The 25,765-nt window shown below is 45.2% G+C and carries 19 protein-coding genes and 1 other RNA gene; 7 read left to right on the top strand and 13 right to left on the bottom strand.

Translation table 11 applies throughout. The features are described from left to right. Positions 1-85: 85 nt before the first annotated feature. Positions 86-2,548: a TonB-dependent receptor gene (locus MO387_RS02880; RefSeq protein WP_107948557.1), complete on the top strand. Its 2,463-nt coding sequence runs from the start codon at positions 86-88 to the stop codon at positions 2,546-2,548. A gap of 91 nt (positions 2,549-2,639) precedes the next feature. Here the strand turns inward: MO387_RS02880 and MO387_RS02875 are convergent, their stop codons facing one another. The 4 genes from MO387_RS02875 to MO387_RS02860 all read right to left on the bottom strand — a co-directional run bounded on the left by MO387_RS02875 (position 2,640) and on the right by MO387_RS02860 (position 7,601). After that, on the bottom strand, positions 2,640-4,409 hold the full coding sequence (locus MO387_RS02875; RefSeq protein ID WP_107948559.1) for a monovalent cation:proton antiporter-2 (CPA2) family protein: 1,770 nt from the start codon (positions 4,407-4,409) through the stop codon (positions 2,640-2,642). 332 nt (positions 4,410-4,741) lie between these two features. Beyond that, positions 4,742-6,487, bottom strand: a complete 1,746-nt coding sequence (locus MO387_RS02870) for a GGDEF domain-containing protein (protein WP_107948561.1) — start codon at positions 6,485-6,487, stop codon at positions 4,742-4,744. Between the two features lie 48 nt (positions 6,488-6,535). Continuing rightward, a complete protein-coding gene (locus MO387_RS02865) occupies positions 6,536-6,751 on the bottom strand; it encodes a hypothetical protein (RefSeq protein ID WP_107948563.1) in 216 nt (71 codons plus the stop codon). Between the two features lie 58 nt (positions 6,752-6,809). Continuing rightward, positions 6,810-7,601: an SAM-dependent methyltransferase gene (locus tag MO387_RS02860; protein ID WP_028760726.1), complete on the bottom strand. Its 792-nt coding sequence runs from the start codon at positions 7,599-7,601 to the stop codon at positions 6,810-6,812. A 430-nt stretch (positions 7,602-8,031) separates the two neighbouring features. Between MO387_RS02860 and bamE the strand changes: the two genes are divergently transcribed. Further along, positions 8,032-8,523 (top strand): outer membrane protein assembly factor BamE, encoded by a 492-nt coding sequence (bamE, locus tag MO387_RS02855; protein ID WP_107950269.1) that lies wholly within the window; start codon positions 8,032-8,034, stop codon positions 8,521-8,523. 114 nt (positions 8,524-8,637) lie between these two features. On the opposite strand, the gene MO387_RS02850 is transcribed toward bamE, so the two are convergent. Next, the gene (locus MO387_RS02850) at positions 8,638-8,970 is read right to left on the bottom strand and encodes an RnfH family protein (protein ID WP_106651167.1); all 333 of its coding nucleotides are present in this window, start codon (positions 8,968-8,970) and stop codon (positions 8,638-8,640) included. Further along, positions 8,960-9,397, bottom strand: a complete 438-nt coding sequence (locus tag MO387_RS02845) for a type II toxin-antitoxin system RatA family toxin (protein WP_028760728.1) — start codon at positions 9,395-9,397, stop codon at positions 8,960-8,962. The genes MO387_RS02850 and MO387_RS02845 overlap by 11 nt, the downstream gene beginning before the upstream one ends. Positions 9,398-9,675: 278 nt before the next feature. On the opposite strand from MO387_RS02845, the gene smpB reads away from it, so the two are divergent. Next, entirely contained in the window at positions 9,676-10,167 is a 492-nt protein-coding gene (gene smpB / locus MO387_RS02840) for an SsrA-binding protein SmpB (RefSeq protein WP_011790147.1), read from the top strand. Positions 10,168-10,238: 71 nt separating this feature from the next. Beyond that, positions 10,239-10,594: a transfer-messenger RNA gene (ssrA, locus tag MO387_RS02835) on the top strand. 249 nt (positions 10,595-10,843) lie between these two features. Here the strand turns inward: ssrA and MO387_RS02830 are convergent. From MO387_RS02830 to MO387_RS02820, 3 genes are all read right to left on the bottom strand, one after another. Continuing rightward, positions 10,844-11,356 (bottom strand): hypothetical protein, encoded by a 513-nt coding sequence (locus tag MO387_RS02830; protein ID WP_199908738.1) that lies wholly within the window; start codon positions 11,354-11,356, stop codon positions 10,844-10,846. Positions 11,357-11,463: 107 nt separating this feature from the next. Continuing rightward, complete coding sequence (locus MO387_RS02825; protein ID WP_107948565.1) at positions 11,464-12,699, bottom strand: DEAD/DEAH box helicase; 1,236 nt, start codon at positions 12,697-12,699, stop codon at positions 11,464-11,466. A gap of 139 nt (positions 12,700-12,838) precedes the next feature. Next, the gene (locus tag MO387_RS02820) at positions 12,839-15,604 is read right to left on the bottom strand and encodes an EAL domain-containing protein (protein WP_107948567.1); all 2,766 of its coding nucleotides are present in this window, start codon (positions 15,602-15,604) and stop codon (positions 12,839-12,841) included. Positions 15,605-16,137: 533 nt separating this feature from the next. Here MO387_RS02820 and MO387_RS02815 point away from each other — a divergent pair. Further along, positions 16,138-18,555 carry an ATP-binding protein gene (locus MO387_RS02815; RefSeq protein WP_107948569.1) on the top strand — a complete coding sequence of 806 codons (2,418 nt, stop codon included), beginning with the start codon at positions 16,138-16,140 and terminating at the stop codon, positions 18,553-18,555. A 74-nt stretch (positions 18,556-18,629) separates the two neighbouring features. Here the strand turns inward: MO387_RS02815 and MO387_RS02810 are convergent, their stop codons facing one another. Then, on the bottom strand, positions 18,630-19,697 hold the full coding sequence (locus MO387_RS02810; protein ID WP_107948572.1) for an alkene reductase: 1,068 nt from the start codon (positions 19,695-19,697) through the stop codon (positions 18,630-18,632). 133 nt (positions 19,698-19,830) lie between these two features. On the opposite strand from MO387_RS02810, the gene MO387_RS02805 reads away from it, so the two are divergent. After that, a complete protein-coding gene (locus tag MO387_RS02805; RefSeq protein ID WP_107948574.1) occupies positions 19,831-20,412 on the top strand; it encodes a TetR/AcrR family transcriptional regulator in 582 nt (193 codons plus the stop codon). Positions 20,413-20,789: 377 nt separating this feature from the next. Here the strand turns inward: MO387_RS02805 and MO387_RS02800 are convergent, their stop codons facing one another. Further along, positions 20,790-21,014, bottom strand: a complete 225-nt coding sequence (locus MO387_RS02800) for a TIGR02922 family protein (protein ID WP_006080825.1) — start codon at positions 21,012-21,014, stop codon at positions 20,790-20,792. Between the two features lie 333 nt (positions 21,015-21,347). Continuing rightward, positions 21,348-22,916 carry a methyl-accepting chemotaxis protein gene (locus MO387_RS02795; protein ID WP_107948576.1) on the bottom strand — a complete coding sequence of 523 codons (1,569 nt, stop codon included), beginning with the start codon at positions 22,914-22,916 and terminating at the stop codon, positions 21,348-21,350. Between the two features lie 419 nt (positions 22,917-23,335). On the opposite strand from MO387_RS02795, the gene MO387_RS02790 reads away from it, so the two are divergent. Further along, entirely contained in the window at positions 23,336-24,058 is a 723-nt protein-coding gene (locus MO387_RS02790; RefSeq protein WP_006085103.1) for a YebC/PmpR family DNA-binding transcriptional regulator, read from the top strand. 65 nt (positions 24,059-24,123) lie between these two features. Here MO387_RS02790 and MO387_RS02785 read toward each other — a convergent pair whose 3' ends face one another. Next, positions 24,124-25,764: a carotenoid oxygenase family protein gene (locus tag MO387_RS02785; RefSeq protein ID WP_107948578.1), complete on the bottom strand. Its 1,641-nt coding sequence runs from the start codon at positions 25,762-25,764 to the stop codon at positions 24,124-24,126. Between the last annotated feature and the right edge of the window lies 1 nt (position 25,765).

Here is a 25,765-nt window from a genome sequence, read left to right as displayed (position 1 = left end):
TTTGACAATAAGAACTGAAACATTTGTTGCCAACTTAAATGCAAATCATTACTATTCGCAACCTATTTATTTGGGGGAACCATTAATGAAACCATTTCGTTTGTCGCTAACTGCACTCGCCTGCCTTTCTGTTTTATCACAAACCGCACACGCCGAAGTCAACTCGACATCAGCAAATGCTGAAGCCAACGTTGAGCGCATCACGGTTTATGGCAGACAGAACTCAGTAGTGAAGAATTCAGGGCTGGCGACTAAATCCGACATGTCTCTTATGGAAACCCCAGCAGCTGTAGTGATTGTTGACCAAGAGCTGATCGAAACCCAAGGTACAGATAATCTGCAGGACTTGATCCGTAACATCAGTGGCGTAACTCAAGCGGGAAATAACTATGGCATTGGTGACAACATAGTCATCCGTGGTTTAGGCGCAAATTACACCTATGACGGTATGTATGGCGGTGCAGGCCTAGGTAATACCTTCAACCCCACGCGCTCTTTAACCAACGTTGAATCCGTTGAAGTATTAAAAGGCCCAGCGACTGGACTCTATGGCATGGGAAGTGCTGGCGGCGTTATCAATCTGATTGAAAAGAAACCGCAGTTTGAGTCAAAGCATAAGTTCAGCGCCGAAATGGGCCAATGGGACACCTACTCCCTTGCTCTGGATAGCACGGGCGGCCTGAGTGATGATGTCGCCTACCGTTTAGTGGCCAAATCTGGCCGCAGTGATGGGTATCGCGATATAGGTACAGACAGAGACGAAATCTATGGCGCCTTAAAATGGGCATTAAGTGATAGCCAAGATTTAATGCTTTCAGGTGCTTACATAAAAGATGCTATTGCCGTTGATTCTATTGGTCACCCGATTCGGATTTACAATGCAGAATCTGTCGGCGGTAAGAGCGCGGGCGAGGTCACATGGCAAGATCTGGTTAATGATCCCAACGGTAATGGTCTACAACTCACCGATGCACAGCGTCAGCAGTTAGCGGCCTCGTTGTCGGGCGCTGACGGCTTAACACCCTATTCGTTTGGTGATGCAGGGCTGATTTCACCCATGGCGAAGGACAATGAGGGTGAAGAGTTAAGATTTAAACTGACCCATAATATCTATTTCACTGACAATTTGTTCCTCAATCAACAATTGCAGTATCGCGACTACACGTCAGGTTTCGCCCGCCAAACTGGTGCCTATAACTATGTCTATTGGAAGCGTAACATCAAGATTAAAAACGTTCTTACCGACGTGATTAACGAAGAGCCTAGATCGCCTTTAGTTGAAAATGGCGTACTTTATCCTTTTGCTGCAAGACGTCAGGAATACCGTAAAGTCGATGCCGACGAGACTTCGTGGCAGTACTTTGCCGATCTACGTTATGACTTCCAAATTGGCAATATAGACAATGAATTATTGGTCAATGCCAACTATGAAGACCGTAATATTCGTTTCCAGCAATATTCTATCTTCGATGCCGATCAAATCTATAAAAATAAGGATGGAGACATCACTTATCAAGGTTCCCTGCCTTATATTTACGACATCCGTAATCCTAATTGGGGCACAGGTAAGTTTGAAGACTATGACCCACTCAAGACCGCGAACTATGACAAAAAGGTCAGCGCTTGGGGTTTAGGCGTACAACACGTGGGATATTTAGGACATGGCTTCACCACACGTGTAGGTGTCGCATTTAACGAGATAAAACAAAGTTATGAACACTTAGGTGTCGATGAACGCTATAGTGCAAGTCAAGCTGCTGCGACGCAGGAAGAGGACACTACGGATAACGGCATCACCTATAATCTAGGTTTAACCTATATGCCGACGGACGACTTATCTTTCTTTTTGAACCACTCTAAGGGGCGGACTGCTTACAGTATATTAGGCACTGTGACTGGCAAAAATACTGACCGTGAAGATTCAGAATCGGTAAGCAATGATCTGGGTATGCGCTTTAAAGCCTTTGATGATCAAATGCTCGCATCATTGGTGCTCTTTAAGAGCTCGCGCACCAATGTGCCCTATACGAATGAAGAATATAAAATAGGCGTATCAGGACCAGAAGTACCCGTGTATTTTTACGACGGAAGTGAAGATACCCAAGGGGTTGAACTCGATCTCAATGCCCACTTAAACGACAGCTGGCGTATCAACCTTAACGGCATGTACCAAGATGCAAGGGATAAACAAAATCCAAGTAGTTTAACCTACAATAGCCGTCAAAAAGGTGTGCCTTATGTCACCGCCAGTGCTTGGGTTACCTATGGCGCGGATTGGTTTAGATTATCAAGCCCAATCGAGCTGAGCCTTGGTGCAAAATTTGTCGATGATCGCAGTACGCACTCAAGCTCATTTGGTATTCCAGACGGTTACGTGCCTAGCTATACCGTCGTTGACTCGGCAGTAAGCTACAACGCGGATTCTTGGAAAATCCAGCTGAACATCAATAACCTTTTCAATAAAGACTATTACAGTAAAGCCATGTTCCTCGGTGGTATGCCGGGTGAAGAACGCAACGTCAAACTGCAATACAGCTATAGCTTTTAACACCTAAACATCAGCGTTAAATTTGATGTTTTAAACCAATAAAAAGAGAGCATTTATGCTCTCTTTTTATATCCAAATCAAAGTGACAACATTAGCTCACATTCTCCCTATCGCCGCGCATAAGGGATTCCAACTCTGCCTTACCCTTATTCGATAGATTGATTAACGTCGCTAAATCATTTTGATGAGCTGCGCTCGCAATCACCAGTTTCTTATCATGCTCAGCAAAGATTTTTACCCGCTCGTTGGCTTGTACCTGAGATAGACCTAAACCTTGGAGGATCTTCTCACTGGCCGAGAGCGCCGAGCCAAAGGTCTCACGAAAGACATCTGTCACCCCAAGGCTCATCAAACGATAAGCATGGTTACGATCCCTTGCCCGCGCGACTATGTGGATATGGGGAAAATGGGTCTTCACTTGCTGGGCGATTTCGATGGAATCCTCAACACTGTCAACAGCCAGCAATAACAAACGCGAGCGCGCGATCCCCGCCGACATCAACATGTCTAAGCGTCTGGCATCACCAAAATAGACCTCACCCCCATATTTGCGAATAACATCCACATGGCTCGCATCCTTATCCAACGCGACAAAAGGGATCCCAGAGGAAGCCAAAATACGCCCGGTGATCTGGCCTACACGGCCAAAGCCGGCAATCACTACTTCCGATTCAGTGACATTAATCGTATCTGGCAGGCGAGTGTCCACCACCTTGGCCTTAGTCGCGCGAAACAGGGTAAACAATATCGGCGTCACCGCCATAGACAAACCAATCGCCAGCACTAGCACTTGCGCAATTTTATCGCCGACAATGCCAGATAACTGCGCCTGGGATAACAGCACAAAGGCAAATTCACCGCCTTCGGCAAGGATCAACCCCAATGCAATACTCGGTCGCCATTTGTGGTGCCGAATGCGGCCCAGCACCATCAGCACAAACGTTTTAATCAGCAACATCGCCATTAAAATACCTAAGATAAGTAACGGATCTGATATCAATAATTTCAAATCCATACTCATACCGACCGCCATGAAAAACAGCCCAAGCAATAAGCCTTTAAAGGGTTCGATGTCGGTTTCGAGTTGATGTCGATAACTTGAGTTTGCGAGCATAATACCCGCCAAAAATGCCCCCATACCCGCAGAGAGTCCAAGCCACTCCATTAACTCAGCGCTGCCCATCACGAGCAGTAACGCAAAGGCGGTGAGTACTTCACGCACCCCGCTACTTGCGACTAACTTAAGGAGTTTTGGCAGTAAGTATTTGCCCACTAACACAAACCCTATCAGGGCAAGACAGGTCCAATACCAAGGCACGGCATGATGCTCAATCTGCGCCGAATTAGGCGCCAAATATGCCGTCAGTAGCAACATGGGGATAACGGCAAGATCTTGCATTAACAAGACCCCAAAAGCATCACGTCCAAGTGGGGTTGTGAGCAACCTATGCTCACTCATTAACTGCACGGCAAAGGCTGTCGATGATAAAGATAGCGCGGCGCCAACCACTAAAGCCGCCTCAATAGACAAGCCAAAGCCCCAAGCCAAACCTCCAATCGCAGCCCATGACAACAACAGCTGACCACTGCCTAAACCAAAGATAGCACTGCGAAGTTCCCATAATTTACTTGGATTCAATTCGAGACCCAGCACAAACAACATGAGCACCACACCTAACTCGGCAAAATGCAACACAGCAGCAGGATCAGAAACTAAGGCCATGCCACCAGGGCCTAAAATGATGCCAGCAGCTAGATAGGAAAGGATCGGGCCAGCGCCAAAACGTTTACCCAAAGGAACAAAAATAACCGCCGCCAATAAAAATAGCAGCACCGACGTGAGTAAACTCGACTGTTCCATGAAGGCTCCAACGGAAAAAGGAATGCGCAGTGTTCCATATAATAGCCCAGCCGCAGCTAGGCGAATTAGCAACTATGATATCCCATTTATTTATTAACAAGGTCAAGGCAATTCATTAAAAATGAGAAATTTTTGATACGAAAAACACTTAAGCGTGGGGGAAATCAACTGGAGCAACAAAGCTGAGTAAAAGAGCGTTCAGAGACGCCTTAGACTGTTATCGCATTTTGTTAGTGGCGGCAAAACCCAAAACGAGAAACAAATGAAGCAACGATAAAAACCAGTAAGGACTTTGCCAACTCAAGATGAGACTACAAGCTCATCGGCTTACATTACACCGAGGGCGATGCGATATGACGCCGTAAATCAGTTGCCTGCTTGTCACATTTTAATATGTCAGAATAGCGTACTACGGCATTGCGGCCATTGGCCTTAGCGGCATAAAGCGCCATGTCGGCTCGGTGGAATAATGGATCCAAACTCAGATCATCAGCCATTAAACCACTCACACCAAAACTCGCCGTAATGACGAACTTATGCCCTGAATGTTGGGTATCAATGGCCTCAATACGGGCTCGACATTGCTCTGCCACTTCCATACCTTTCTCTTCATCGGCATAGGGTAATAAAAGCGCAAACTCCTCACCGCCGATACGAGCAAAAACATCACCATTTCGGATATGAGATTTAAGGGAATCAACCACCTTTTTAAGCGCCCAATCGCCAGTTCCATGGCCAAAAGAATCGTTGATCCGTTTGAAGAAATCCAAATCAAATAAAATGACACAGAAATCCCCACCGCGGGCCGTGGCTTGCACAAAAAGGTTTTCCCCTAACTCTTGCCCTGCACCGCGATTCAAGATGCCTGTTAATGCATCCATTCTCGCCATACGCATAAACTTGCGTTTCTGCATCTGGCCTACAGCTAACAAAATCCCGAGGAAGAACAGTCCGCCTACTAGAATAGTGACAAACATCAGCATATTGGTGTATTCGCGCTCTTTTACCGTTTGCTGAGCGACATACAGTTCACGCTCCTTATTCAATAAATTAATTTCACGTGACTGTTCATCAGCATTAAACTTTGCCGCCTGATACGCTAACGTTTTCATTTTCGCTTCATCAAACATCAGCTGATTGTAATACTGCTCTTTTTTCGAATATTTATAGGCTTGTTCAAATTGAGCATTTTCCGCACTTTGCTCTGCAAGTACTTTAAATACAGCATGTTTAAGAGCGGTATAACTTGTATCATCAGGCAAGTTCGCAACATATTGTGCATGTTCAGTGGTCTTAGCATAACTTTTCAGCGCTAAATATGTTTCAGCTAATAAAGCATGCGTACTATTAATCTCAAGTTGGAAATTAAAAGACTCGTATCCCTTTAAAGCACTCAAGAGCAAAGGGACTGAAGTAGAGTACTCCTGTAATCTTAACTTAGACTCCCCCATCCCTTTCAATGCTATGAATGAAATCAATGGGTATCCATTGGCCTCACAAAAAAGACGAGTGGATTGAAAAGCATCAAACGCTTTGTCATATGCTTCAAGCTCTAACTGATAAACTGATAAATATAATTTTGCGGTACAAATATCTTTTACGTCATGTGTGGAAGCGAGAGACAAAGCTTTACTTGCATAAGTACCAACCTCATCCGTAACACTCATAGCACTATATAAACTGGCTAAACGCAAATATGAGGCTCGCTTAATATCAATGCTTTCTATCCTATTGATTAAGGCTAGGCTCTTACTCATTACCATGAATGCATTTTTAAAATTCCGTAAGGCTATGTAAGCCGTTGCCTCATAGCTATAGGCAGAAAATAAATAATCGCTATTTTGAACTAAATTTTCTGATTGAATTAAATTATCTAGGGCTTCTTGATATTGACCTGAATAAATAAATGAAGTCCCTTTAAATACTAATAAGCGCCCTTGTTGAAAACGCGTCATATGCTCGAAATCAGCTTCAAGTTCATGGAGCTTAGTAATAGCACTGGGTAGATCGGTATGTTGTAGTTGCTCCAGCTCTGCTAACGCCTCATCAAAATTGATAGTTGCAGCCATTAAGGGCATACAAAATATGCCCGAACATAACCACAAAAAAGCGCGCAGGAGTTTCAATTACTCACCGTTACCATGGGAAATAACTAAGTAGGACTGATAATCACCATCGCCACTCAAGCTTTTCAGCTTTCCCATGTCTCCCGACATGACGGCTGCAATTTCTTCATCAGTTAACCCATGGGCGCGCATTACGGCCTCCGGGTCCTGTTGATACGCTTCCATCAGTTGTGCATCTTGACCTAACTGGGTAAAAAAATCCGATAATGCAGACATACCTTTCCTTATTTATATGATGACTCCCGAATTCAGCTCAGAAGTACAGCACTCACAATTAGCCTAAATCTTCAGGTCTAATGCCTAATTTAGTTAAAATAGCATAGTTGTATTCGAGTTTTTTTGCTGGCGGGATCAGTAAAGTACTGATCGGAGACAAGTTTGCCTCGGGCAGCTTACTCAACGGCAAATACTCAATTCTAGGGGCTTGAACTGGCAGATTAGCAGCTTCGTAGATCACCACTTGATGATCTCGCGGATACCATTGATTCAGTTGTTCAACCAAAATCTGCAGCCTGTCACTCGTAGTATGAAACTGAGTTAAGGTATGTTCACCAGCAATCGCAATTTGCCATAACAATAAATGGGTTGTCGGATCGGGCACATGATTAAAAAACATAAACTGGCTAGCTTCAAAGCTTTGATGCCCAGAGCTGCCGGGGTCAATACCCAGATCAGCCCATAAACACGCCTCGGCCGAAATCCCCGGCTCCATCTTCGCTGAAAACCCTTCTGCCCTCGCCCGTGTAATCGCCATATGGGAAACACAGGCAAAGACTCCAGGATGACCATAGAGCGCACAAACGGTTTTTTTGCCAGCCCTTACGGCCTCCAATATAGAATTAACCATTTGTTCGTAGGTTTCTCGGCGATTTTTAACTTCACCATTTTGTGCATAAAACGGCTGTAAATTGATGACATTGGGATTAATGTTCTGGATCCAACGCTGCGAAAAACCATCGGGCAAGAGTGAAAACACGACATCAGCGTGCTCAATATAACTACGACTCATCACACTGATCTGTCCGGCCAGTTGTAAACCCGTACCTACGCAAACTAAAGAACCCAATGCATCTATCCCACTATTTTATTTCGAACACTGCAAACTTACGGCAAAAAAGCCACAGTACAAGAACACAATAAAAACATATCGGTAACTTTAATCTGATTTTAATGAGATTACTATGTTTATCGCCACACATACTGTCTATCGACTTACTAACTAATTGCTTGGCTTTAAAGAAGAAATCGCTCACATTTACTCTTTTCCCAATCCAGCCAACAGTAAACCTGTACGGCTCTAGAAGCCGAAAATCATACTCATAGCCCCATATGACTTTAGCGAATAAATATCCTTAAAGATTGAGAACTAAAGCCAACATCGCGGGTCGAAAAGTCACACAATTCGATCTATGACGGCAGCAAAGCCCGATTGCCCTTGTCATGAGGGGGAATGCTTGGGTATTATGGCCGCCAGATTTTCAGAAGTAGCGCATACAATGATCAATAAAAAGCAAAGTCTTACCCTGCTGAGCGCTGTGGCGCTCTCTGTTTCGCTCAGTGCTTGTAGTGTGTTCGATTGGTTGATTTATAAGCCCGACATTCCACAGGGTAACTACATGGAACCGCAACAAGTCGAAAAGTTGCGCATTGACATGACCAAAGAACAAGCCGAATACATTCTCGGCCGTCCAGTATTACGCGATAGTTTCGCCGACGATACTTGGTACTATGTGTATCACTACAAGAGTGGACGCGATGCCAGCATTACGCATAAAGAACTCATTTTGCACTTTACGGGTGATAAACTGACCGCAGTAAATGGCGATTATGAGCTAAGCAAAGAATTTGATACGCCACTTGAGCAAAGTAGTTTACCTACGGGGAATAAAACTGAGCTAGTGCCGCAAATTCCTGTACAGCGTCCCGATGCCAAGCCCTTAATAAAAGAAAACCAAGCAGAAGCGCAGGTTCAAAAACCAATTAAGTAATATCCTAAACTTTGCTTATGCTCTTCTCAGTCAAATGAAATGCAAAAAGCGCCTAAGGGCGCTTTTTTATTGAGCAATGATGGCAAACTGATATCAGTCTTAATACCAATCGTATTAAGCTCGTCCACCCGTCACTTTATTCGCTCGGCCTTCATCTTTAGCTTTATCCGCACGGCGGCGACGCACATCCTTAGGATCAGCAATCAAAGGACGATAAATCTCAACCCTTTGGCCTGGTAAAATCACTTGGTCATGTTTGACCACATTACTAAACACACCGAGCTTAACCGTCTCTAAATCGATTTCAGGGAAAAAGCTCACTATGTTACTTAAACGCACCACCTCTATCGCTGACGTGCCAGGATTCACATTCACCGAAATCACTTTTTGCTGTGTAGGTAAGGCGTAAACCACATCAACTACAAACTTATCTGTCTCATTTGTCACTGTAAATTACCTTAGCGCGACTCGTAAATGCCGTCACCATTGATACCATAAGATCATTAAACACTTTACCAAAGGCCATATCGGCTAACGAGCTTGAAAACTCAAAACTCAGCTCGAATTCTACCTTGCAGGCTTCTTCAGTCAGCTCAGTAAAACGCCACTGCCCCAATAAATGCTTAAAGGGTCCATTTTCCAATGTTAAATCAATACTCTTACCAGGAACCACTTGGTTGCGAGTCGTAAAGGTCTTACGGATCCCCGCTTTACTCACATCCACAGATGCCAGCATAGTTTTGCCGTCAAATTCTAAGACTTTGCCACCCACACAACCGGGTAAAAACTCTTTATACGACTCGACATCATTCACTAAGTCATACATTTGCATCGCACTAAAACGGACTAACACACTTCGAGAAATTTGCGGCATAGGACTTAGCACTCTTCATTAACGACTTCACAGCGACCTAAACAAACTCGTACGCACAAAAAGAACGCACGCAAGATGAACAACTTAGGCAAGCAATCAAAATTTGCACGGATTTTATCACGATACGTAAAAAACGCACCCCTTGTGCACTTAGGTTGATACTCAACAGCCTAATCGCGTTCAAAAAAACAGCAACAACGCGATAGAGGCTTGAAATTAGCTAAATAAACCCTTATATCAATACCAAATTGATTAACCGTGCGTATAATGGCGCCACTATGGTAAAGAAAAAATCAAGCAAAGCCGCACCTGCGACTATCGCACGTAATAAGCGCGCAACCTTCGAATACCGTTTCGAAGAAAAAATGGAAGCTGGCCTATCCCTCATGGGATGGGAAGTTAAATCTATCCGTATGGGTAAGGTCAACTTGTCTGACTGTTACGTATTCCTGAAAAATGGCGAAGCCTTTATGCATGGCTGCACCATTATTCCCTTGAATACGGCCTCGACACACGTTGTCTGCGATCCCCTGCGTTTGAAAAAACTGCTACTCAGCCGTAAAGAGCTCGATAAGCTGGCAGGCTTAGTCGAGCGCCAAGGCTACTCTATCATTCCTATCTCAATGTACTGGCGTAAAGGTGCATGGGTAAAAGTGGAAATTGGCCTAGGTAAAGGTAAGAAAGATCACGATAAGCGCGAAGATACTAAAGCGCGTGAATGGGAAGTTGAAAAAGCCCGTGTGATGAAAAAAGAAAAAACGCACGGATAATGAACAAACGATTGAACTTGAAGCAAATGATGCTAGGTAATCATTATGCTACGGGTTACAATCAAATTCTTGGGGGCGATTCTGGATTCGACAGGATTCACGAAACCCTGGGAGCATGCCGAGGGGCGGTTGGCCTCGTAAAAAGCCGCACCGTTATAGTTGCAAACGACTCTAACTACTCTCTAGCAGCTTAGGCTAGCTAGCCATCTGACACAGGTCTCTCAAATGGGCAGTGTATACAGATGGTCATCCTACATTTGATAGCGAGGGAACTCCGTCCGGGGGTGAACCGCGAAATAGTACCGGACTCGCCCGATGAAATCCTGTCTTTCGGAGTTTATTCGGGTTAATTAAAAGAGAGACTAAGCATGTAGTGCCTTGGATGTAGGTGTTCTGGACGCGGGTTCAAGTCCCGCCGCCTCCACCAATTTTACCAGAAGGGCTTAACCGCAAGGTTAAGCCCTTTTTGTTTGCTCTGCTCATGGAACGCGGTTTGAGATTTTATTTTCACAATTAAGCTTTGCTAGCGAGATTTTCTAGCTTGGGTAGTTTGAGAATGAGATATATAACTCAGATCACCAGCTTGGACTTGACCACCTAAGACATACGCATTGCTGCTAACGATTGGCTCCGCCTATACAAGATAACAACTAAACCCTATAAAAAACGGCAAAAATCAGTACGAGAAGAGTAATACAGCAAGTGCGATTGAAATCGAAATAGAAATTAGACCAATGATTAAATGTATATATCTAGATAGGAATTTGTTTTCAATCGCTTCTTCAGGGCAATTGATTGGAACACATAAACTGATCTTGTCACCGATTTGAGGTCCAAACCGAGTGTAAGCTTGTTCGTCATAATTAATCAGAGTTCCTCTTGTATAACGCTTTCCTTGCCAAAAATATTCTACAACCGGATTAATGAAAATTTGTTGGTACCTTAAGTGCTCATGTTCTGGGCAGTATCTGGTATTTTCATCCAGTGAAATAATAGTCCCTTCAACGATATCGTATGTTAAAAATTGATCCCCTCTAAATCTCAATATTCCACCAATCCCGATGAGACCAAGGGTAAATGAGAACCAAGAGAATAAAATATGTCCTCCTATATCCTCAAAGACAAATGCAGCGATGATCACGGAAGGAATAGACAAGATAAAAACCAAAAACAGCATCAATCGCTTCATACAACATCCAAAAAATTCAAAAAGGCCGAATCATATTAAAACGCTAACTGACGGTGAAACGATAAACATGATTAACTTTACACCGCTACACAAACTCCTATAAAAAATTAACGCTTCTTACCGCCCAGAGCGCGCTTTTTGGCACGTTGTTTTTGGGCCGCTTTACCGTTACGTCTTGGTTCGGCGTCCATTTTATTAAAGTCGGGTTCAAAACCGGGCAACCATTGTTGTGGTAAACGCTTGTCTAATACGACTTCGACTTCTTCCAGTAACAGGGCGTCCTCTTGGCTAAAAAGGGTGATGGCAAGCCCTGCACTGCCCGCTCGACCTGTGCGGCCAATACGATGAATGTAATCTTCGGCGATAAAAGGCAGCTCAAAATTAATCACGTACTTTAGCTCGACGATATCTAGGCCTCGGGCGGCAACATCCGTAGCCACTAGCACTTGAATTTTGCCTTGTTTAAATTCCTGCAAGACTTTCTCGCGCGCACCTTGGGACAAGTCACCGTGAAACGCCTGAGTGATAATATCGGCTTTATTGAGTTGCTGAACCAGTTTGTCGACGCCTTGCTTAGTCCGGCTAAAAATCAGCACTTGGTGCCAGTTTTTACTGCGCACCAGATGGCTGACGAGTTCGGTTTTACGGTCGGCATCGACGGCATAAACCACTTGTTCAATTTCGGCAGCGGTCGTGTTGCGCTTAGCAACTTCAATCAACTTGGGATCGCGCAGTAAAGTTTTACTTAAGCTGAAGATGGCGGCATCTAAGGTGGCAGAAAATAACAGTGTTTGTCTGTCACTCGGCACTTGCTTGAGTACGGCTTGAATTTCATCCATAAAGCCCATGTCGAGCATACGGTCGGCTTCATCAAACACAAGCACACTCAATTGTTTAAGACTTAATGCGCCTTGCCTGAGGTGATCGAGTAAGCGACCCGGTGTTGCGATTAACACATCAATCCCTGCATTAAACACGGCAACCTGCGCATCGATACTCACGCCGCCGTAGGCGATACCGACACGGATATCTGTCCCTTTAGCGTACTTAACAAAACTCTGTTGTACCTGGACTGCCAGCTCACGTGTCGGCACTAAGACTAATGCACGTACAGGTCTCACCGCCGTTAACTCTTGCAAAGGGCTGAGTGCCAACAAATGATGCAAGATTGGCAAGGCGAACGCCGCGGTTTTGCCTGTACCCGTTTGGGCGCCAGCCATCACATCCCGTTTAGCCAAGATGGCAGGGATCGCTTCTAGCTGGATGGGCGTTGGCGACTCATAGCCAAGTTCCGCTAAGGTATTCACTAAGGTGGAGTTTAAGGATAAGGCACTAAAGGACATTGCGGTTAACCACTGAAAATAATGGCCAGAATTTTAGCAGACACAACTCCAAGCGACTAGCGCCATAGCGCTAGCCCTGTGGTTCTATCGAGCGAAACTAAATCAATTTCACGATAGTCAGTCTCGCAATACGCCAGCATCACGATAGAAATGCGTCGAGATCTTCTGGTAGTTGCGGACGACTAAAGAGATAACCTTGGGCTTGATCGCACTGATTTTGTTGCAGAAAATCGGCTTGTTCTTTGGTTTCCACTCCTTCGGCGATAATGTCGAGCTTCAACGCATGTCCAAGCGCAATCACAGCCTTAGCAATCGCGGTATTGTTAGTATCGAAGGGAATATCCCGCACGAAGGATTGGTCAATCTTCAGTTTATGGATGGGCAGTTTTTTCAAATAATTCAGCGATGAATAACCAGTGCCAAAGTCATCGACCGATAATTCGATGCCCAAATCGCCAAGGAGCTTTAAGTCACGGATTGCAAGATCGGGATTTTGCATCATCACACTTTCGGTCACTTCAAGCTCTAAGTGTTTGGCGGGAAAGCCCGTTTCAGCTAAGACACGTTTTACATCATCCACAAAGGAGCTGCGCTGTAACTGTTGTCCGGCCACGTTCACCGCAATGCGGCCAAAATGTTTACCTTCACTAAGCCAACGCATGCCCTGACGACAGGCGGTTTCTAGCACCCATAAACCTATCTCATGGATAAGACCAATTTTTTCTGCCACGGGTATAAATACCGCGGGAGAAATCAAACCCAGTTGAGGATCGTGCCAACGCAGCAGCGCTTCAAATCCCACGGTTTTTCGAGACACTAAGTCGAGTTTTGGCTGGTACATCAAGTACAAGGCATTTTGCTCAATCGCGCCATAGAGGGCACTTTGCAGCTTAAGATGTTCAAAAGACTGTTGCGTTAAGGACTCAGTATAAAAAGCATAATTATTGCGGCCATCATTTTTAGCGCGATACATGGCCGCATCGGCGTTACGCAGTAAAGTGTCCGCATCGGTTCCATCACTTGGATACAAAGAAACGCCCATGCTCGCGGTCAAACGTAAGTGATCGCCCGTGCTCACAATAAAAGGTTGTTCAAACACTTGGCGCAATTGATTAATGGCAACCGTGGCATCTTCGTTATTATCGATCCCCGAAATTAACGCCACAAACTCATCGCCACCAATCCGCGATAACACATCCTGATCGCCGACTTGGCTGCGTAAACGCTTGGCAAGCTCAACCAGCATTTCATCACCTATGCTATGGCCAAAACTGTCGTTGATATGCTTAAACAAATCGACATCTATCATCACAGTCGCTAACTGCAAATTCAGCCGCTTAGCTTGCCGTACTTCTTGTTTGAGCTGCATCATAAACTTCATGCGATTAGGCAAATGCGTTAGCGGGTCGAAATACGCTAAGTGCGTGAGTTGCGCTTCATTCTCTTTTTGGGCAGAAATATCGGCAAACACAGCGACAAAATAACGCACATCACCGACTTCATCATAAATCGTACTTATGGTGATATTTTGCGGGAAAATAGTACCGTTTTTACGCCGATTCCAGATTTCACCATTCCACTTACCGTTAGCCAACAGGGCATTCCACAGTTTGTCGAAGAATGCTTTATCATGGCGACCCGAGCTAAAAATCCGTGGATTCTGACCGAGCAGCTCTTCCCTCACATAACCTGTGATCTCAAAAAATGCGCCATTTACGTCGGTGATATTGCCGTGTCTGTCGGTCACAACCACGCCTTCGACCGAGTTTTTAAATACATTGGTCGCCAGTGTCAGTTGTTCTTCAACCGCTTTATGCTTGGAAATATTGCGAGTCATACCGATAACGCCCACAAACTCACCTTGGGTATTTAAGGTTGGGAGTTTGAGCGTTTCTAACCAAAGATGATTTTTAGCTTCATTGCCGTCTAAACACTCAGCGACAATAATTGGCATACCAGACTCGATAGCGAGCCTATCCCCCTCTAGGAAAATATCCGCAATATCTTCACCAAAGAGTTCGACATCGGATTTACCGACAATCTCACTGCGGGGCATTTCCCATGCTTTCTCGACGCTGCGATTACAGAGTGTATAAATGCCAGCGGCATTTTTCATCCAAATATGTTCTTCAAAACTATCAATAAATGTTTGTAAATCGACCGTATCGACACACCTTGGCGTACCTCGGCTTAATGCTTCAGCCGCACTGTGTTGGCTCAATATCTCGCCTAACTGACGTTGAATGCTATCGCTGATAAGCTTTGCAAGCTGCAGCGTTTTCGAATCTACGCCGTGCGCCTCGTTGTGATAAAAACATAAAAAGCCAAAATTTGCCCCAGATGGCCAAGCGAGGGATAAACAAATCACGCTGCCGATTGCGCTACAAGTGCGCCAATCTGAGTGCTGCCGAGTATCTATGATCAATTGGGACTGACTGACCAGCTCAGTTAACTCTGACACAGATAATAACGAGGTGATTTGATGGTGGCCTAATCGCGGCAATACCGAAATCGGCTCGGTTGGGCTGACCAACTTCTCTTGGGCTAATTGGGCATCAACGGAAGTTTCAACAGCATCTGAAGGACTGGAAGTGAGTTCTGATGTCGTCGTTTTTGATGGAGTGGCTGTTGATGGAGCAGCTTTGGACTGTGTAGCGGTTGATGACGTAGTAGCTGATAATGTTGCGATAGGCAGGGTTTTCGCCGAATGATTACCGCTTAATTGACAGAGTATTGCCTGTATTTCGCTTTCAGCCGCAGAATCTGAACTTAACATGCTGCTAAGTTCACCCGCAGCATTCCATGCTATTAATATTGCTTTACTGTTTGATATCTCGGCGACTAAGTTTACGTCCCTCAACCAGTTATCCAGCTCTTGCTGCGAAATAGGTAAATCTATCATCATCTTGCCAACTAATACTTAGTTACGACTCAATCGACCCACGGCGAGAATACCGTAAGACCCCAAACGCATGCTCACATTAGCCCCAGAGGGAAAGCATTAACCAAGGGGTAAAACTTCATAAAATTTTACGTTTAACATCAATCCACTACATATCCGTTGGCGTTAATCTTAAATCGCAAACCGTCCTCATCATAACCACCTTTTAAGGCTGGAGAGGTCAAACCATCAAGGTTAGAGAGATGTTTTTAGCCGACTCTTTCTAGCCTACTTAACGTGTCTTAACACAGTTAAGTGCCGTGACATTGCCTTTGCTACTTTAGCACAAAATTTTCGAGTCAGTATTGGGATAAGTTTATTGCGTAACAATTAGTTAGACTTAACCGATTAAGCCTTACCGCAGTGCTAAAGCACTTTGTGAGCAGCAGATAACTATCCCTAAAGGCATAAATCAGCAATAACAGAGTTTTGATTGACAAAAATGCTATCTTATTGTCTACAATGGAAATAATAAGGCTGAAAAACCAAGGATATTTATGCCCACTGACGTCGTATCAAGCCAAGCCACCCTACTCGACAGTAAACAACTGTATCGCATTTGCGAACTCGACCAATTAAGCACAGATTGCCAGTCCACAGCCGAGCTCACTCCACTTGATGATATTGTCGGCCAAGAACGTGCCCAGCAAGCGGTAGAGTTTGCGATGGGGATTAAAGAAAAGGGTTATAACATTTATGCCATCGGCCAGAACGGCCTTGGCAAACGCACTATGATGCTGCGTTATTTAAGTCGTCACGAGCCAAGCGATCATACGCTGTACGACTGGTGTTACGTGGTTAATTTCGATGATACCCGTTGCCCTAAAGTGCTCAAACTGAGCGCGGGGACTGGGCTTGAATTCAAAAAAGCCGTCGAAAAGTTAATGCTAAAACTTGTCAAAGCTTTACCTTTAGCCTTTGATAATGAAATGTATTATGCCCGCACAGAAAAGCTCAAAAGCCAGCTATCGCAGAAACAAGAAGTCGCACTCACAGAATTAACCGAAGAAGCAAAACAAAAAGGCATCAGCCTCAGTTTAACTATGCAGGGCGACTATCAAATGTTAGCCCTCAATGGTGAAGAGCCCCACGACGAAGCCTCATTCGAAGCCTTGACCGATGCTGAACGCAGCCAATTTGAAAGCAATATCAATGGCCTAGAAGTGAAACTGCGCGGGATTATTCGCCAAATCACAGAATGGGAAGAAGAATTTAGCGACAAGCAGCAAGAGCATGACGAGCAAGTCGCCAAAGAAGTGTTAATCCATTTTATTAAGCCACTTAAAGATAAGTTCAAGCATCAGCCAGAAGCGCGCACTTTCTTAACCGGTATGCAGGCGGATATCTTAGATAATCTAGATATTTTCTTAGAAGAAAGCGAAGAACAATTGGGCCTAGCCTACGCTTCCCTAGAAAAGAAAATGCCCCGTCGCTACCAAGTTAACGTTTTGGTCGGCCAAGGCACTCAAAAATTCCCCATAGTCGTCGAAGAAAGCCCGAGTTATCACAGCCTATTTGGCTATGTGGAGAACGCCACATTTAGAGGCACAGTGTTCACCGACTTCTCGCTTATCCGTCCCGGCAGCCTGCACAAGGCGAATGGCGGCGTGTTATTGATGGATGCCGTTAAAGTATTAGAGCGCCCTTACGTGTGGGACGGACTAAAGCGCGCCCTGCGTTCACGCAAACTGGATTTAAGCTCACTCGAACGGGAAGTGTCTCTATCGGGCACGATTTCCTTGGCGCCTGAGCCTATCCCCTTAGATGTGAAAATTATTCTGTTTGGCGATCATGAAACCTATCAGCTGTTACAGCACTATGATCCTGATTTTAGTGAGTTATTCCGCGTTACCGCCGATTTTGAAGATGTGATGGACAGAACCGCCGCCTCTGAGGCGCACTATGCCCGCTTTATTTCGAGCATAGTCCACGACAACAACATGCTGCACTGCGATCGCGCCGCCATAGCGCGCATCATCGAATACAGCTCGCGGGAAGCCGAAGATCAGCAAAAACTGTCGCTACACTCGGCCAATATTGCCAACCTGCTGCGGGAATCAAACTACTGCGCTAAATCGGCAGGCAGTCAGCAAATTTTAGTGCCGCACGTTGAGCAAGCACTGCGAAATCAAGAACAAAGGGTCTCGCGTCTGCATGACAACATAATGCAGAGCTTTACCAACGGCACCACCTTGATTAGCACTCAGGGCAAAGTGGTTGGGCAAATCAATGCCTTATCCGTCATCTCGACCTCTGATCATCAGTTTGGTATGCCCAATCGCATCACAGCAACCACTGCCTTTGGTAAAGGTGAAGTGATGGATATCGAACACAGAGTCAAACTAGGGGGGCGAATTCACTCTAAGGGCGTGTTGATCTTAACCGCTTATTTAGCCTCAGTGTTAGGTAAAACAGCGCAAATCCCGCTCACCACTTACCTCACCTTCGAGCAATCTTACAGCGGCGTGGACGGCGATAGCGCCTCAATGGCCGAATGTTGCGCCATTATCTCGGCCATTAGCGAGCAAGCACTAAGGCAAGATATTGCCATCACAGGTTCGATGAACCAGTTTGGTGAGGCTCAGCCCATTGGCGGTGTGAATGAGAAGATTGAAGGCTTCTTTGATGTCTGCAAAATTAAAGGCCGTACGTCAGATCAAGGGGTGATTATTCCTGCTTCGAACATGGTTAACCTTATGCTACGTAAAGACATTGTCGATGCAGTGGCGCAAGGTGAGTTCCACATTTGGGCCATTACCCATGTGACTCAAGCCATGGAGTTGCTGCTTGGTAAAACCGCGGGTAGCTTGTCGCAAACGGCTGCACCTAGCCAAGGGCAATATTCTCCCGAGAGCATTTTCGGCATCGCCCAGCAAAAGCTCACCGCACTTAGATCTTTAGTTAAAGCGGATTAAATAAAAACGCGAGAAAGACAAACAAAAAGGGTTAGCCAATGCTAACCCTTTCTTTATTCGGCTATTAAGTAAAATTACACTAAGCTTGCTAGCATTTCGTCACTGTAAGGTACAAGTTCAACGCCATCACGCACGCGAGCAACATAGTCAGGGTTAGCAATGAATGGACGACCGATAGCAATCAAGTCGAACTTATTCGCTGCAATCGCTTCACTGGCAGTTTCTGCGCTGTAGCTTCCAACTCCCACTAAGGTTTTGCCATAGTGTGCGCGCACATAGCTTGAAGCTCTGCCGCCAAGATAATCAAATTCCATGCTGTCATCGAAAATCCCAATATGCACAAAGGCGATATCGCGTGACTCTAGTGCCGGCAAGAAGTAATCGAACACTTCCCGGTCACGGCTATCAGCCGCCATATTGAAATAAGCCCCAGGTGAAATCCGCAGACCGGTTCTGTCTTTGCCGATACGAGCCACTACTGCGTCGACAACTTCAAGCGCAAAACGGGACATATTGGCAGGAGTGCCACCGTATTCATCGGTGCGGCGATTGCTGTCATGGTGTAAGAAAGTATCAATTAAATAACCATTTGCACCGTGGATTTCAACGCCATCAAAACCAGCTTCAATGGCATTTTCCGCCGCTTTGGCGTAATCACGCACTAGGCCTTGAATATCCTCGAATGTGGCTGGTTTTGGCGTGACATAAGTTAGCTCACGCATTCTTGGCACGCTGCCTTCAATCTTCTGTGCTGATGCAGCAAGCACATCGCCACCACCGAAAAAGTGTGGATGTGCAACACGGCCCGTATGCCATAACTGCACAAAAATCTTACCGCCTTTGGCATGTACCGCATCAGTCACTTTGCGCCAGCCAGCAATTTGCGCTTGAGTAAAAATACCAGGGGTATTTGGGTAACCTTGGGCATCGGGACGAATAATGGTCGCCTCTGTGATGATCAAACCCGCTTCGGCACGGCGTGCATAATAGGCAACCATGTCATCGGTCGGCACTAAGTCGGCATCGGCCATACAACGGGTCAAAGGCGCCATTAAGAAACGATTGTTTAAGGTAATAGTGTCATTAAGCGAGTAGGTTTCGAACAGATTTGCCAAGGAATTTGGCGTGGTTTGTGTGGTCATTTTCTCAGTCCCATTCTTGAATATGCATTCAAGATATTATTATTTGAACGATCATTCAAGTTAATTTTTGAATGTTCGTTCAAAATTAGGTAGAATTCGGCCTAAGCGTTTCTATACAAGTGAATTAAATTCGATGCGTAATGCAGAGTTCGACCGAGAACAGGTACTTCGCGGCGCTATGGCCGCCTTCATGCACAAGGGTTACACCAAAACGAGCATGCAAGATCTAACTCAAGCCACGGGATTACATCCGGGGTCGATTTACTGCGCTTTTACCAATAAACGCGGATTACTAATCGCAGCCATTGAGCAATATCAACTCGACAGAAATGCGCAGTTCAACAGCCTGTTCGTTAATAGCGAAAATGTACTAACGAACTTAAAAACTTATTTAGATCATATTGTTGCCGAATGCCTAAGTTGTGATAGCGCCCAAGCTTGTTTATTGACGAAGGCATTAAATGAAGTGGCTGAGCAAGATGTTGAGATTAGAGATATCATCAATCAGTATCTGCAATCTTGGCAACAAGCGCTAACGCAGCAGTTTACCAGCGCAGCCGAGCAAGGACTGCTAGAAGGTCATCGCAGCGACGAGCAAAGAGCCCAATATTTTATGATGGGAATTTATGGTTTAAGAACCTTCGCTCACACCCATCCAAATGCCGAAACCCTTCAACATCTTGCCGATCGATTGCTGACTGAGGTCTGCCATTAAAAGCGTTTTAATCTGTACAATGACGAATACCTGGGCGACTAAATCGATAGTGACTAATGAATGCAGCTGTACGGCTGGTAATCGCTCAGATGTTGTTGAGTGTTGAGTTATTGAAGATCGGAAATTAAGTTTGACGTTATGGAAGGTGATGTTATTCAAGTCGATATAAGCGTCACTTTCTCCTTGAATTCAAGCCGATAAAGCGCAGTAAATACGTTCTGTACATTATTAAATAAGATTAAAAGAAGTATTGCAGAGAAAGTCGAGACGATAATTCAACAAGGCGATTATGCGTCCCAAAGGTGAGTATTTTTTGAAATATTAATCTATTGAATGTTAATTTTTTAATTATAACATTTTGAAATTATAAGCTAATTTCAACCTATATTAGCCTGAGCAAATACCCGCTCGCCCAATGAGTTCAGTATCTTACATTCACCTTCAAGTACGGCAATGATCGATTTTCCCTTACGAAAACTTGCTGGTATCATCACACGCCCAGCTTCACTCACAGGCAAATTAGCTAGCACAGAATTGTGCATAATTAACCCTACGGGCGCGTCATAATATAAAACAGTAACAGTCGCTTGATTTGCTTGCATCACATTTAACTCACATTAAGCAGCGTCTGCTGCGTTATATTTACGTCGCAAGAGAGCTCCCTGTCCTCTACATCTTAAAATATCCCCAAAGATATTTTAACCATTTTTAAATCAACTAATTAAGGTCTTATTCAAATTTTATATTTTTATTATGGCGTACAGAACTGTATCAAACTGTGCACCTTGAGCTATTTAAGCACTTCAGCAAAAAGATGCCAATCTATTTCTATTATGTTAATCAATTACCCACCACGGATCACAAGTACAACACATGACAAGGTGCGTTTTTATGCATTTTTTAGAGTAAATAACCTAAATTTGATTATCTATTATTTACTTAGCCTTAAATCCCACCCTAAATCCGCCCCAATGTTTACCATTCACAAAAATGGGCACTGACAAGTCGTGCATCACTTCGCCCGTATCCCGCTTGTAGGTTTGCAGTAATACAGGCTCGGTATGAGCGCCGCAGCGGATGCCTGTCGGATCATTAAACAAACGTTTGGTTCGATTATGCACCATATCAACTTCGACCTTACCCGTCAGTGCTTGGCTAAAGCGTTTGTTATGAGTCGGGAAATAACCTTTTTTATCAACGGCTCCCGCATAGATTATTTCGCTGTGTTTTGCCAGAATGGGTTCTTGAATCGTTGGAAAATGCTGATCGGTATAACGATCGAAAGCTGTGCTGTATTTTTGTGGCTGAGTATTGGCAATAGGTTGGTATTTAGGATTAAACAAATCCGCCTCACTAAAACTGCCGCTGGCTAAACCTTGTGCTAACTTGTCACCGCACGCTTTAGCGGCGGCATTCGCCAATTGCAAAACTTGCTGATCGAAGGTTTGTGTATCCCAGTTAGACAGCGCTTTAAAAATCCCCTCAGTGGTCAAAGATAAGGTAAAGGCCTGCTCGGATACGCTATGACTCTGTTTACCCGTCGAATTTAACGAATCACGGATTTGAGTCACCGAGCGGCTAATGTCGTTAGTGGTATTGTTATATTGTTTGAGTGAATCTTCCATATCACCTAAGGCATGGGCCGATTGGGTCACTGAGGCCGAAATCTCAGTGAAGTGCGCATCTAACTCACCCATGGCGGTGACCACATCGGCGGTTTGCGTTACGACCCTTTCCATCAGTCCAGAGGTTTTATCGGTTTCGCTGCGGATTTCTAATAACATCTTACCGATATCTTGGGTTGCACCCGCGGTTTTACCCGCAAGGCTGCGAACTTCGTCTGCGACAACCGCAAAACCTCGGCCCTGCTCTCCCGCACGAGCCGCTTCAATGGCCGCATTTAACGCCAAAAGATTCGTTTGTTCGGCAACAGAGTTAATCACTTCGGTGATTTTTTGGATTTCTTCGGCTCGCGACTTAAGCGCCTGTACTTGCTCGGCGGCGGTATCAATATCCGTACTCAGTGAGCGAATAGCCGCCACACCTTTTTGAGCTTGGCTACGCCCCTGCACGCTAACGCGCTCGGCCTCTTGTGCCTGACCTAAAATATCGGCGGCATTATCGCCAAGTTGGGCCGTGGTATGACTCAATTGCCCCGCGGCAACGGCAATAGCGCTGGCATGCTCGCCATTTGATTCAATGGATTTATTCAGTAAATCAATAAAATGCGACACTTCTGCCGAACCGATAGCAATTTTACTGGTTTGCACACTGATATCATGGGCGGGAAGGCTTTGATCTTTTAATGCCTTAGTATTTGCCTCATCGGTGTCGAGCTTGGCCTTAGTTGCGCGCAAACACACCCACACCACTAAGCCAGAGGTGATTGCGCCCAAGATCAGCGCCTGCACAATGCTCGGAAGATGCAGCCCAGCAAGCAATAAACTCCCCAGAGTGACCAGCGTGAAACTGATAAAAATTAAAACTTTGTGCTGTATTTCCATATACTTCCCGTAACTGCGCAAGGTAAAAATGAAAGGGAAATGCTAAGAGTCGAATCATTAGCCCTCGTTCTGCAGCTATAAATTACAGCTGACTAAGAAGGGCTAACTATGATAGCGCTCAAGATTTATAGTTTTAGTCTATTTCTCTGAATAAGCTAGATAATTTATCTCGCTAGATAAACAAAGTAGCAGTCAACTATCATCAACAGTCTCACGTGTGTATGGCATTAGACATTAGTATTAATTTCGCGTGATTTAGTCTTAGTCCATTCTCAAGATAACCTCGCATGAAAAAGCCAACTTTGCCCTGAAATGCGTGCCCCGTCGCCTTCTAGGTAATAAATCCCACATGGACGACTGCACTTATGCCAAGAAAACTGCTAATATCGGCGCAATTTTTTTGAGCTAACGAGATCAAGATGGGCAGAGCATATCAAAACAAGAAAGAATCCATGGCGAAAACAGCCGGTCAAAAAACCCGCATTTATTCACGCTACGGTAAAGAGATTTACGTTGTCGCTAAACAAGGCGGCGTTGAGCCCGATGGAAACTTATCACTGCGTCGCTTGATTGAACGCGCTAAGAAAGACCAAGTGCCTGCGCATGTTATTGAACGCGCAATTGAAAAAGCCAAAGGCGGCGGTGGTGAAGATTACGATACCGCCCGTTACGAAGGTTTTGGTCCTGGCAACTGCATGGTCATTGTTGACTGCTTAACCGATAACGTAAAACGTACCTTCACCGAAGTGCGTCAAGCCTTCGTGAAAAACGATGCCAAACTCGGCGGCCCAGGCACTGTTGGCCACATGTTTGATCATCAAGCCGTGTTCGTGTTTGCCGGTGATGACGAAGATGCGATTTTAGAACTGCTGATGATGGCTGACGTTGATGTGAGCGATGTAGAGCTGGAAGATGGCTTAATCACAGTTTACGCGCCGCACACTGAGTACTTTAAAGTTAAAACTGCACTGACCGAAGCGATGCCAGAAGTTAACTTCGAATTCGATAACATTACCTTCGTACCGCAGGACATGACTAAGGTTGAAGGTGAAGATGTGGCCATGTTTGAAAAGTTTATCGCCGCTTTAGAAGATTGTGACGACGTACAAAACGTCTATCACAATGCGGAAATTGAAGACTAAACACTGCTTTCGCCTGAAATAAAAACGCAGCCCTTGGCTGCGTTTTTTGTTTATAGGTCAATATATTAAGCGTTAATGAAACAACCGTGAAACCCTAACGGCAATACCCTGTTCATCTGAGCCGAAGCGATGGGGCCCGCACTGATGTCACTGGCACGAAACAAAGACAAGCCAGACTGTGCATTGTGGTAATCGAGCCAAGTCATCAATAAATAGGCTTCATGCTGCTCAGTGGCGGGGATATAGAGCGGCTCTTCGGCAATCTTGCCTTTGCCAAGATAAAACGCGCTATAGCTCGCGTCGCCAAGTGTATCCACACCGTGCTGGCTGCTATCTTTTGCATTATGAATACAATACAGAGTATTACTTAGCCCTGATTCAGATTCGGCTTCATATTTAAAGTTAGAATTAGCACCAGAATTAGCAGCAGAGTCTGATCTTGCTCCGACGCCAAATAGCGGGACAAACTCTGATTCCCCGCCCGTTTTCTCAGCAAGCTCTTTATTACTCATAGTGTGCTGCGCAAACTGGGGAAACTCCATCATCACGCCGCTGCGGTTAATACGTGCAGAGGGAGATAACGTCCCCGCAAACTGCGTTTTGCTAGCTGTTGTAAGTGGTGCCGTCAGCGGTACTGTGATCGTCACTAACTCGGAATGGGGTGTTTTTGCTTTACGGGCGCCCGTCAGTAACCCCTTCATCCCTTGAGTTAAAATCGCCGAATTGGGATAGAGACAAAGCTGGACTGACAGTTCGCCATTCTTCTCAATGGCTTGGCCAAAGTGAAACACAAATCCTGCGGGCAGTTGGTGTAACTGGCGCGCTTTAAAGTCGGCTTTGTCGATAACCAGTAATTGCGATGGCAATTCGGGTCGCCATTTAAAAGCATCGATATAAGTTTCGCCCTCTTCATACACGCAGGATGAAATATAAAACACCAGCTTATTCTCACTCTGCGCGAAGGCATGTAAATAACTCGCCTGCGGTAATTCAATCACTTCCATTCTGGCAATGCTGTCATCGGCTGCCACTTGATACACAAGTAATTGCTTCTCGCCGCCGACATACCAGACGCCAAAATTCCACAGTCCACCTTGTCTGTCATCGAGTGGATGGGCGGAAAAGGGTAAGCCCTTAAACTTATCGCCAAAGCTTTTAACACCGAGCGTAGTTAAGGTCTGCGCATCGAGTCGATAGGGTGAACCCGCTTCCCATAACGCGAGCAACTCGCCGTGGCGCGGTAATAAACTGGTGTTAGCCACATTCAAGTCATCGTTATTGCGAATAGGTAAAGCATTGGGGATCACTGTGCCTGCGGTGGTGTACTTAAACGCGCCAGCGGCCTCCTCCACTTTAAACTTCTTTGTTTGGATAAACTTAGCCTGATGCTGAATTTGCCCATTAGCCACACTAAACTGCTGCACCATGCCATCGCCATCGAACCAATGCTGATATGCCTTACCTGCCCGAGACATTTTCGCTGGCCCATTACGATATAAATTACCGCTCAATTGCGCTGGCCATTCGCCCGAAACCTGCATAGTGAGCGGCGGATAGTCGCCTTCTGCCCCGTTAAAACCCATGGTCCATGGCTCACGTGCGACCGCTTGTGCGTTATCCAGTGCCAGTAATTTATCCACTGAACTCGCCCAAACAGCAGTCGTCATTAGGGCGGCAGAGCCTGCTAGAAATTGACGTCTATCCATG

Origin of the sequence: Shewanella sp. N2AIL (assembly GCF_022690845.1) — a bacterium.
GTDB lineage: Bacteria > Pseudomonadota > Gammaproteobacteria > Enterobacterales > Shewanellaceae > Shewanella > Shewanella baltica.
Note: the sequence above shows the minus strand (reverse complement) of the source record. Positions and strands in the feature narration are given on the sequence as shown.